The sequence below is a fragment of the Streptomyces griseus genome (assembly GCF_900460065.1).
Lineage (GTDB): Bacteria > Actinomycetota > Actinomycetes > Streptomycetales > Streptomycetaceae > Streptomyces > Streptomyces griseus.
In genome coordinates, this window is sequence record NZ_UAVD01000040.1 from 45,055 (window position 1) to 53,905 (window position 8,851).

Genomic DNA, 8,851 nt, shown 5'->3' on the forward strand with positions numbered 1-8,851 from the left:
CTCGTAGAGTTCGGAGCGTGGGATCTATGCGCAATCCGGTCGGTCCGCTTCCCTCCAGCATCTACTGGCGACGAAGGGCGGTAGCGGGACTTCTGGTTGCGCTGCTCGCCGTGTTGATCGCCTGGGGCGTGACGTCCGGAGGCGGTGGGGAGAGCCGGAACGACGGCAAGCCCGGCGGCTCCGACCCGGTCGAGTCGATCACTCCCGGGCCGTCCGGCTCGGGCCCCGCGATCAGTCAACAGCCGGGCGGCCGGGACGAGTCGGGCGAGAACGGCGGCTCCGGCGGCTCCGGTGGGACGGGCGGTGCCGACGGCGGCGCGGGCGCGTCCTCCGGCGGCGCGGGTGACGGGTCATCGTCCGACGGGGCGTCAACGGGCGGTGCGGGCACGGCCGGTTCGGGTGCGGGCGGCGGCGGCACGGCGGGCCAGCAGGTCCCGGCCGGCTCCCCGCTCCCCGAGTGCAGGCCCGACGCGGTGCGGTTGAGCCTGCGGACGAAGGTCAGTTACGGCCCCGACGACAAGCCCACGTTCGAACTGATCGCGAAGAACACCTCGTCGGCCGCGTGCAAGGCCGACCTCGGACCCAAGAGCGCGGTCCTCACGGTCACCGAGGCGGGTGGGGAGGACGACGATCCGATCTGGTCCTCGAAGGACTGCCCCGCCGCGGCCGGTCCGCTGTTCCTGAAGGTTCCGGCGGGTGCGACGGTGATCCACACGGTCGACTGGAACCGCACGCTGTCCACGCCCGGCTGCGCGACCCCGCCGGCCGGCAAGGCCGGCCCGGGGACGTACCTCCTGGAGGCGAAGGCTCCGGGCGGACCGGTCCAGCGAGCGTCATTCGTCCTCGCGAAGGACTGATCCCGACCCCGACGGGCCCCTGACCCCAGCCGGTCCGGCGTTCGAGGACGGAACCGTCGAGGTGGAGGGACGTTGCGCTCGGGGTGGGGGTGAGTCCGTGTTCCCAGCCGGTCCGGCGTTCGAGGACGGAACCGTCGAGGTGGGCGGGCGTGGGGCTCGGGGTCGGGGCGGGCCTGTGTTCGCAGCCCGTCCGGCGTTTGAGGACGGAACCGTCCCCATGGACGAGCGATGCGCCCAAGGGTCCGGGCCGGCCCGTACAGGCCCGCCCACCGGGCAGCAGGGTTCCGCCCTCAGACGCCGGACCGGCTGGTGGTGGTCCGGGCCCAGCCCTCAGGTGCCCGGCGGGCTGGTCGTGGTCCCGGCCGGCGCTCGGGCGCCGGACGGGCCGGGGCACCCGGGCTCAGCCATGCGGGCCGTAGGCCGAGGGGCGTCCCCGGGCGCGGCAGGGCTCCACGGGCGCGGCCGATCTCAGACGTACCGCTCCAGGATCGACGACTCCGCCAGCCGCGACAGCCCCTCCCGCACGCTGCGCGCCCGAGCCTCGCCGACGCCGTCCACCGTCTGGAGGTCGTCCACGCTCGCCGCCAGCAGCTTCTGCAGACCGCCGAAGTGCTCCACCAGCCGCTCGATGATCGCCCCCGGCAGCCGCGGCACCTTCGCCAGCAGGCGGAAGCCCCGCGGGGAGACCGCCGAGTCCAGCGTCTCGGGCGAGCCGCTGTATCCCAGCGCCCGCGCCACCACCGGCAGCTCCAGCAGCTCCGTGTGGCTCAGCGCGTCCAGCTCGGTCAGCGCCTCGGCCACCGTGCGCGACCGCTTCGCCGTCGGCTCGGGGACGTAGTCCCGGACGACCAGCTCCCGCTCCGGCTCCACCCCCGCGATCAGCTCGTCCAGCTGGAGCGAGAGGAGCCGTCCGTCGGTGCCGAGCTCGACCACGTACTCCGCGATCTCGGTGGCGATCCGCCGCACCATCTCCAGCCGCTGCGCCACCGCCGTTACGTCCCGGACGGTGACCAGGTCCTCGATCTCCAGCGCGGACAGCGTGCCCGCCACCTCGTCGAGGCGCAGTTTGTACCGCTCCAGCGTGGCGAGTGCCTGATTGGCCCGGGACAGGATCGCGGACGACTCCTCCAGGACCCGCCGTTCCCCGTCCACGTACAGCGCGATCAGACGCATCGACTGGGAGACCGAGACGACGGGGAAGCCGCACGCCTTGGAGACCCGGTCCGCCGTGCGGTGCCGGGTGCCCGTCTCCTCCGTGTGGATCGAGGCGTCCGGGACCAGCTGCACGCCGGCCCTCAGGATCTTGGTCATGTCCTTGTCGAGGATCAGCGCCCCGTCGAGCTTGCACAGCTCGCGCAGGCGCGTCGCCGTGAACTCCACGTCCAGCACGAATCCGCCGGTGCACATCGACTCGACGGTCTTGTCCATGCCCAGCACGATCAGGCCACCGGTATTGCCGCGGAGAATCCGCTCCAGGCCGTCCCGCAGGGCCATTCCGGGCGCGACCGCGCTCAACGAGGCGCGCATCAGCGCCTCGTTACCGGTGCCTTGGCCGGACTTTCCGGGCGTCGTCGCCCGGTCGTTGGCTGCCACTGCACTCCTCCGGTCACAGGTTGCGGTGCCCTTGCGTCCCCCGTGCCGTGTCCACGGGCGGGCGAGACCAGGGCAAAGTCTACCGGCGCGCGTTGTCTTCCTGACGAGGCTGCGGCGCCTCTTGACGAGACCGGCGCGGGAGGACCCGCAGGGCGTCGCCCATGTCGGCGACTTCCGTGACCTTCATGCCGGCCGGTACCTTCCCCGGGTCCGTCGGGACGAGCGCGTGGGTGAAGCCCAGCCGGTGGGCCTCGGACAGCCTCCGCTGCACCCCGGTGACCCTCCTGACCTCGCCCGCGAGCCCCACCTCACCGATCGCGACCAGGTTCTTCGGGAGCGGGGTGTCGCTGGCCGCGCTGGCCAGCGCGAGCGCGATCGCCAGGTCGGCCGCGGGCTCGGTGAGCTTCACGCCGCCCACCGTGGCGCTGTAGATGTCCCGCTTGCCGAGCGCGCTGATCCGGCCGCGCTGCTCCAGCACGGCGAGCATCATCGAGACCCGGGAGGTCTCCAGGCCCGAGGTGGTGCGCCGGGGCGAGGGGATCTGCGAGTCGACGGTGAGCGCCTGCACCTCGGCGACCAGGGGCCGCTTGCCCTCCAGCGTCACCGTGAGGCAGGTGCCCGGCACCGCCACGTCGCGGCGGGTCAGGAAGAGGCCCGACGGGTCGGCGAGGCCGGTGATGCCCTCGTCGTGCAGTTCGAAGCAGCCGACCTCGTCGGTCGCCCCGTAGCGGTTCTTGACACCGCGCACCAGCCGCAGCCGGGCGTGCCGGTCGCCCTCGAAGGACAGCACCACGTCCACCAGGTGCTCCAGCAGCCGGGGCCCGGCGATCGCGCCGTCCTTGGTGACGTGGCCGACCAGCAGCGTGGCCATGCCGCGCTCCTTGGAGGCCCGGATCAGCGCCCCGGCGACCTCCCTCACCTGGGCCATCCCGCCGGGCGCGCCGTCGATCTCGGGCGAGGCGACCGTCTGCACCGAGTCCAGGATCAGCAGCGACGGCTTCACCGCGTCCAGATGGCCGAGCACCGCCGACAGGTCCGTCTCCGCGGCGAGGTACAGATGGTCGTTGATCGCCCTGATCCGGTCGGCCCGCAGCCGGACCTGGCTCGCGGACTCCTCGGCGGTCACATAGAGCGTGCGGTGGTCGTCGCTCGCCGCCTTGGCCGCCACGTCCAGCAGCAGCGTCGACTTGCCGACCCCCGGCTCGCCCGCCAGCAGGACGACCGCCCCCGGCACGAGCCCGCCGCCGAGCACCCGGTCCAGCTCACCGACGCCGGTCGAACGGGCGGTGGCCGTGCGGCTGTCGACCTGGCCGATCGGCAGTGCGGCGGTGGAGACCCGGCCGGCCGCGGTGGTGCGCACGGCGGGGGCGCCGCCGAACTCCTCGACCGTCCCCCACGCCTGGCACTCGGGGCAACGGCCGAGCCACTTGGCGGTGGTCCAGCCGCATTCGGTACAGCGGTAGGACGGCCGGTCCTTCGTGGATTTCGTACGGGCAGCCATGGCGCCACCGTATAGGTGGGGTACGACAACGCCCCGCGGGCGGCGGCGTGCGCGGCCCCTCCGCGCGCAGGGCGCACGGAAGCACATCGGAGCACTTCGGGTGGAATCCATGATCTGTGTCCTCTTTCGAGGGATACATTCACCCGTAAGGATTAAATGTGCTCAAGGGGCACATGGGACATACGCTCCTTTGCCTACGGTCGCCGGGTGATGAGCAGCAGGCTGGAGACCCCGACGCACACCACCGGCGCACACCGGGCGCACCGCCGAGCACCCCACGCCCCGGCTCAGCGACCGCCCGCACGCTACGAGCCGTATCTCGACGGACTCTTCACCTACTGCCTCTCCGTGCTCTGCGACCACGACGCGGCCGCCGACGCGCTCGGCGCCGCCCTGTCGGTCGCGGACCGGCAGGACGCCCGGGGTCCCACGGCCGAGGAGGAACGTAAATCCTGGCTGTACGCGCTGGCCCGCTGGACCTGCCTGCGCGCCCTCGCCGAGCGCAGGCGCGGCCGCCAGGCCCACCGCCGCCCCTCCGGGACGGTCAAACCGCCCCGCACGGCCAAGGCCTCCGCCACCGCCAGGGCCTCCGAGGCGCGGCAGGGCTCCGAGTCGCGCAGGGGCTCCGATACGCGGACGGGCTCCACGAACTCCGCGCCGCCCTGGCCCCACGGGGCGCACACCGCCCGGCGCACGCCGGAGCACACTTCGCCCGCCACCCCCGCGCGGAGCTCGCCCGCCACCCCCGAGGACGCCGCCGCGCCCGCCCCCTCCGAGTCACCGGCCGCCGAGGCCCGCCGCCGGGAGCTCGCCACGCTCGCCTGGCCCGAGGCCGCGGGCACCACCCCGGAGCAGCGCGAGGCCCTCGAACTGGCCGTACGCCACGGGCTCGCCCCGCGCGCCGTCGCCGCCGTCCTCGGTCTGGAGCCGTCCACCGCCCGGGAGCTGCTGGCCGGCGCGGCCTGCGAGGTGGAGCGCACCCGCGCCGCCCTCGCCGTCGTCGAGGGCGGCGGCTGCCCCACCGTCGCCCGGATCACCGGCGACCACCGGGTGCTGCTCTCCGCGGCCCTGCGCCGCGAGCTCGTCCGGCACGTCGACGACTGCCCCCGCTGCCGCCGTGCCGCCGAGCGGGCCGACGCCGCGGGGCCCTGGCCCGGGGCGGCCCCGGCCCCGGCCGGCGCCCTGCCCGTCGTCGAGGCCCCCCGCCCCTCCGTGTACGTCGCGATGGCCCAGGCCCAGCGCTCCCGTGCCGCGAGCCCGCGCTTCGACCGGGCCGGGTATCCGCTCGACCCCAAGGACCAGGCCGCCCGCCGGGACCGGCTGCGCGCCCGGGTCGTGACGACCACGGTCGTCGCGACGGTGGTCGCCGCCCCCGTCATCGCCCTGTGGGCCGCCTACCGGGGAGCGCCCCAGACCGGCGAGGGCCACGACGGGACCTCGGTCACCGCCACGGAGGTCGACGGCGCCGGGGGTATGAGCGGCGCTCCCTCCGACGACACCGGCGACGGGAGCCCGGGCAACCGCTTCGGCGCCCGCGTCCCGGACATCACCGCCGAGGTGGTCAGCACCGGCGGCGTGCCGAGCGGCGACGCCCGGCTCACGGTGACGGCCCGGAGCTCCGGTGCCGTCACGACGCTCACCCTGACCGCCTCCGGCCGGGGTCCGGTCAGCTGGTCGGCGGCGACGGACGCCCCGTGGCTGCGTTTCAGCCGCACGTCCGGCACGCTCGCGGCCGGGGGGAGCACCACGATCGCGGTCACGGTGATCAGGGACGCGCAGCCGGGCGGGCCGTGGCGGGCCCGGATCTCGCTGACGCCCTCGGGCTCCGCCGTGCTCGTCGACGGCCGCGGGGGCACGCCCCCGACGACGGGCGGCCCGCGCCCCACCCGGCCGGGCTCTCCCCGGCCCACGGACCCGGACCCCACGGGCCCCGGCCCGACCCGTCCCGCCCCGACCGACCCGGGCCCGACCGATCCGGGTCCCACGGACCCCGGCCCCACCGATCCCGGACCGGGCCCGACCGATCCCACCGGTCCGCCGGATCCCACGGACCCGCCGGACCCGACCGGCCCACCCGAACCGACACCGGACCCGACCGACCCGGGCCCCACGGACCCGCCCCCGACCGACCCCGGCCCCTCCGCACCCGACCCGACGGGCTGACGGGCCGACGGACTGAGGGGCCCATGCCGGGCTCACGGGCTCACGGGCTCACGGGCTCACAGGCTCACAGGCTCACAGGCTGACGGGCTCACGGGCCGACGGACTGAGGGGCTCACCGTCCGGTGCCCGACGGGCTGGAGGCTGACGGGCTGACGGCCCAAGAGGCTGGGGAGGCCAGGCCCCCGGCCCAGCCCCGGCCTCCCGAGCCTCAGCCCTTCTTCGAAGGCGCCGGCAGCGGCGGGTCCGCCGGATGCGGGGCCATGGGCAGCAGCGACGACAGCCGCTCCTCGCAGAGCTCGACGAGCCGGTCGTACCCCTCCTTGCCCATCAGCTCGATCAGCTCCGGGCGGTAGGAGACGTACACCGGGTCACCCGCCCCGTGCGCCGAGGTCGCCGACGTGCACCACCAGTGCAGATCGTGCCCGCCCGGGCCCCAGCCCCGGCGGTCGTACTCCCCGATCGTCACCTGGAGCACGCGGGTGTCGTCGGGCCGGTCGATCCAGTCGTACGTCCGCCGCACCGGCAGCTGCCAGCAGACGTCCGGCTTGGTCTCCAGCGGCTCCTTGCCCTCCCGCAGCGCCAGGATGTGCAGGGAGCAGCCCGCCCCGGCGGGGAAGCCGGGCCGGTTCTGGAAGATGCAGGAGCCCTCCCAGCGGCGCGTCTGGCGTTCGCCGTCCTCGTCGACGCCGACCCACCCCGTCTCCGTACCGACGTCGTGGAACTGCCACAGCTCGGGAGTGAGCCGTGCCACGTGCCCCGCGACCCGCTTCTCGTCGTCCTCGTCGGAGAAGTGCGCCCCCAGGGTGCAGCAGCCGTCGTCCGCGCGGCCCGCCTGGATGCCCTGGCAGCCGCTGCCGAAGATGCAGGTCCACCGGGAGGTCAGCCAGGTCAGATCGCAGCGGAAGACCTGCTCGTCGTCGGCGGGGTCGGGGAACTCCACCCAGGCCCGCGCGAAGTCGACGCCCTTCTCGTCGGACGGGTCCGGTCCGCTCGCCTCCGGCTGTGCTGCCTGCTTGTTCGACTTCTGCTTCTTCGTGGCTTTGTCCTGCTTAGCCTTTTTCGTCTTTGGCACGCGGACAGCGTAAGTCCCGTGGCGCAGTAGCGTTCCCCCATGAGACTCGGAGTCCTCGACGTGGGATCGAACACGGTTCATCTGCTGGTGGTCGACGCCCACCCCGGCGCCCGCCCGCTGCCCGCGCACTCGCACAAGGCCGAGCTCCGGCTCGCCGAACTCCTCGACGAGGACGGCGCGATCGGCCCCCTCGGCGTGGACCGGCTCGTGGCGACGATCGCCGGGGCGGTCCAGGCCGCCGAGGACAAGGGGTGCGAGGACGTGCTCGCCTTCGCCACCTCCGCCGTCCGCGAGGCGACCAACGCCGACCTGGTCCTGGAGCGCGTACGGGTCGAGACCGGCGTCGACCTCGCGGTCCTCAGCGGTGAGGAGGAGGCCCGGCTGACCTTCCTCGCCGCCCGCCGCTGGTTCGGCTGGTCGGCGGGGAAGCTGCTCGTCCTCGACATCGGCGGCGGCTCCCTGGAGATCGCCTTCGGCATCGACGAGGAGCCGGACACCGCCGTCTCCCTGCCGCTCGGAGCGGGCCGCCTCACCGCCGCCTGGCTGCCGGACGACCCGGCCGACCCCGAGCAGGTCAGGGCGTTGCGCCGGCACGTGAGAACCAGCATCGCGCGGACGGTCGGCGAGTTCAGCCGGGCCGGCCGCCCCGACCACGTCGTCGCCACCTCCAAGACCTTCAAGCAGCTCGCCCGGATCGCCGGCGCCGCCCGTTCCACCGAGGGCCTGTACGTCCAGCGCTCCCTGAGCCGCAAGGCGCTGGAGGACTGGGTGCCCAGGCTGGCGGCCATGACGGTCGAGGAGCGCGGCCGGCTCCCCGGGGTCTCCGAGGGCCGGTCCGCCCAACTGCTCGCCGGGGCCCTGGTCGCCGAGGGCGCGATGGACCTGTTCGGCGTCGAGGAGCTGGAGATCTGCCCCTGGGCCCTGCGCGAGGGCGTCATCCTGCGCCGCCTGGACCACCTCCCCGCGGAACGCGCCGCACTGCTGGGGTGACGGCGTACGCCGGCGGGCCCCGGACCGTACCGCCGGGAGGACGTACGACGGAACGAACCGCACCGCTCGGTGACGTACGGTGACGACCCCATGGCCCTGGTCACTTTCCGCCAGGAGCCCTCGGCGCGGCGCACCCGTGCCCGTACGCTGTCCAGGTGGCAGAACCAGTGGTGCGCATCCCCGATGCGAAGGTCGCCCTGTCAACGGCCTCGGTCTACCCCGAGTCCACCGCGACGGCCTTCGAGATCGCCGCGCGCCTGGGGTACGACGGCGTCGAGGTCATGGTCTGGACCGACCCCGTCAGCCAGGACATCGAGGCCCTGCGCCGGCTCTCCGACTACCACCGGGTCCCGATCCTCGCGGTGCACGCCCCCTGCCTCCTGATCACCCAGCGCGTCTGGTCCACCGACCCGTGGGTCAAGCTCCAGCGGGCCAGGGCCGCCGCCGAGAAGCTCGGGGCCTCCACCGTCGTGGTGCACCCGCCGTTCCGGTGGCAGCGCAACTACGCCAAGGACTTCGTGACCGGGATCTGGCGGATGGCGGAGGAGACCGACGTCCGGTTCGCCGTCGAGAACATGTACCCCTGGCGCTACCGGGACCGCGAGATGCTCGCGTACGCCCCCGACTGGGACGTCACCAACGACGACTACCGGCACTTCACGGTCGACCTCTCGC

The 8,851-nt window shown here is 74.2% G+C and carries 7 protein-coding genes; 4 read left to right on the forward strand and 3 right to left on the reverse strand.

From position 1 onward, the window contains the following. Positions 1 to 110 precede the first annotated feature (110 nt). On the forward strand, positions 111 to 857 hold the full coding sequence (locus DTB53_RS29775; protein ID WP_012380374.1) for a hypothetical protein: 747 nt from the start codon (positions 111 to 113) through the stop codon (positions 855 to 857). Positions 858 to 1,325: 468 nt separating this feature from the next. Here the strand turns inward: DTB53_RS29775 and disA are convergent, their stop codons facing one another. After that, the gene (gene disA / locus DTB53_RS29780; protein WP_003968311.1) at positions 1,326 to 2,450 is read right to left on the reverse strand and encodes a DNA integrity scanning diadenylate cyclase DisA; all 1,125 of its coding nucleotides are present in this window, start codon (positions 2,448 to 2,450) and stop codon (positions 1,326 to 1,328) included. 79 nt (positions 2,451 to 2,529) lie between these two features. Further along, entirely contained in the window at positions 2,530 to 3,951 is a 1,422-nt protein-coding gene (radA, locus tag DTB53_RS29785; protein ID WP_003968312.1) for a DNA repair protein RadA, read from the reverse strand. A 210-nt stretch (positions 3,952 to 4,161) separates the two neighbouring features. Here radA and DTB53_RS29790 point away from each other — a divergent pair, with 210 nt between their 5' ends. Further along, positions 4,162 to 6,114: a BACON domain-containing protein gene (locus DTB53_RS29790; protein ID WP_012380375.1), complete on the forward strand. Its 1,953-nt coding sequence runs from the start codon at positions 4,162 to 4,164 to the stop codon at positions 6,112 to 6,114. Between the two features lie 208 nt (positions 6,115 to 6,322). Here the strand turns inward: DTB53_RS29790 and DTB53_RS29795 are convergent, their stop codons facing one another. Further along, entirely contained in the window at positions 6,323 to 7,186 is an 864-nt protein-coding gene (locus DTB53_RS29795) for a DUF3109 family protein (RefSeq protein ID WP_012380376.1), read from the reverse strand. Between the two features lie 39 nt (positions 7,187 to 7,225). Here DTB53_RS29795 and DTB53_RS29800 point away from each other — a divergent pair, with 39 nt between their 5' ends. Both DTB53_RS29800 and DTB53_RS29805 read left to right on the forward strand, forming a co-directional pair. Then, entirely contained in the window at positions 7,226 to 8,176 is a 951-nt protein-coding gene (locus DTB53_RS29800; protein WP_003968315.1) for a Ppx/GppA family phosphatase, read from the forward strand. Positions 8,177 to 8,331: 155 nt separating this feature from the next. Then, positions 8,332 to 8,851: sugar phosphate isomerase/epimerase family protein (locus DTB53_RS29805; RefSeq protein WP_146777733.1), on the forward strand; the 520-nt coding region annotated here is incomplete at its 3' end.

Excerpts from the sequence above, each read along its gene's own strand:
- radA (WP_003968312.1), bottom strand. The coding sequence starts at position 3,951 with ATGGCTGCCCGTACGAAATCCACGAAGGACCGGCCGTCCTACCGCTGT.
- DTB53_RS29790 (WP_012380375.1), top strand. The coding sequence starts at position 4,162 with ATGAGCAGCAGGCTGGAGACCCCGACGCACACCACCGGCGCACACCGG.
- DTB53_RS29800 (WP_003968315.1), top strand. The coding sequence starts at position 7,226 with ATGAGACTCGGAGTCCTCGACGTGGGATCGAACACGGTTCATCTGCTG.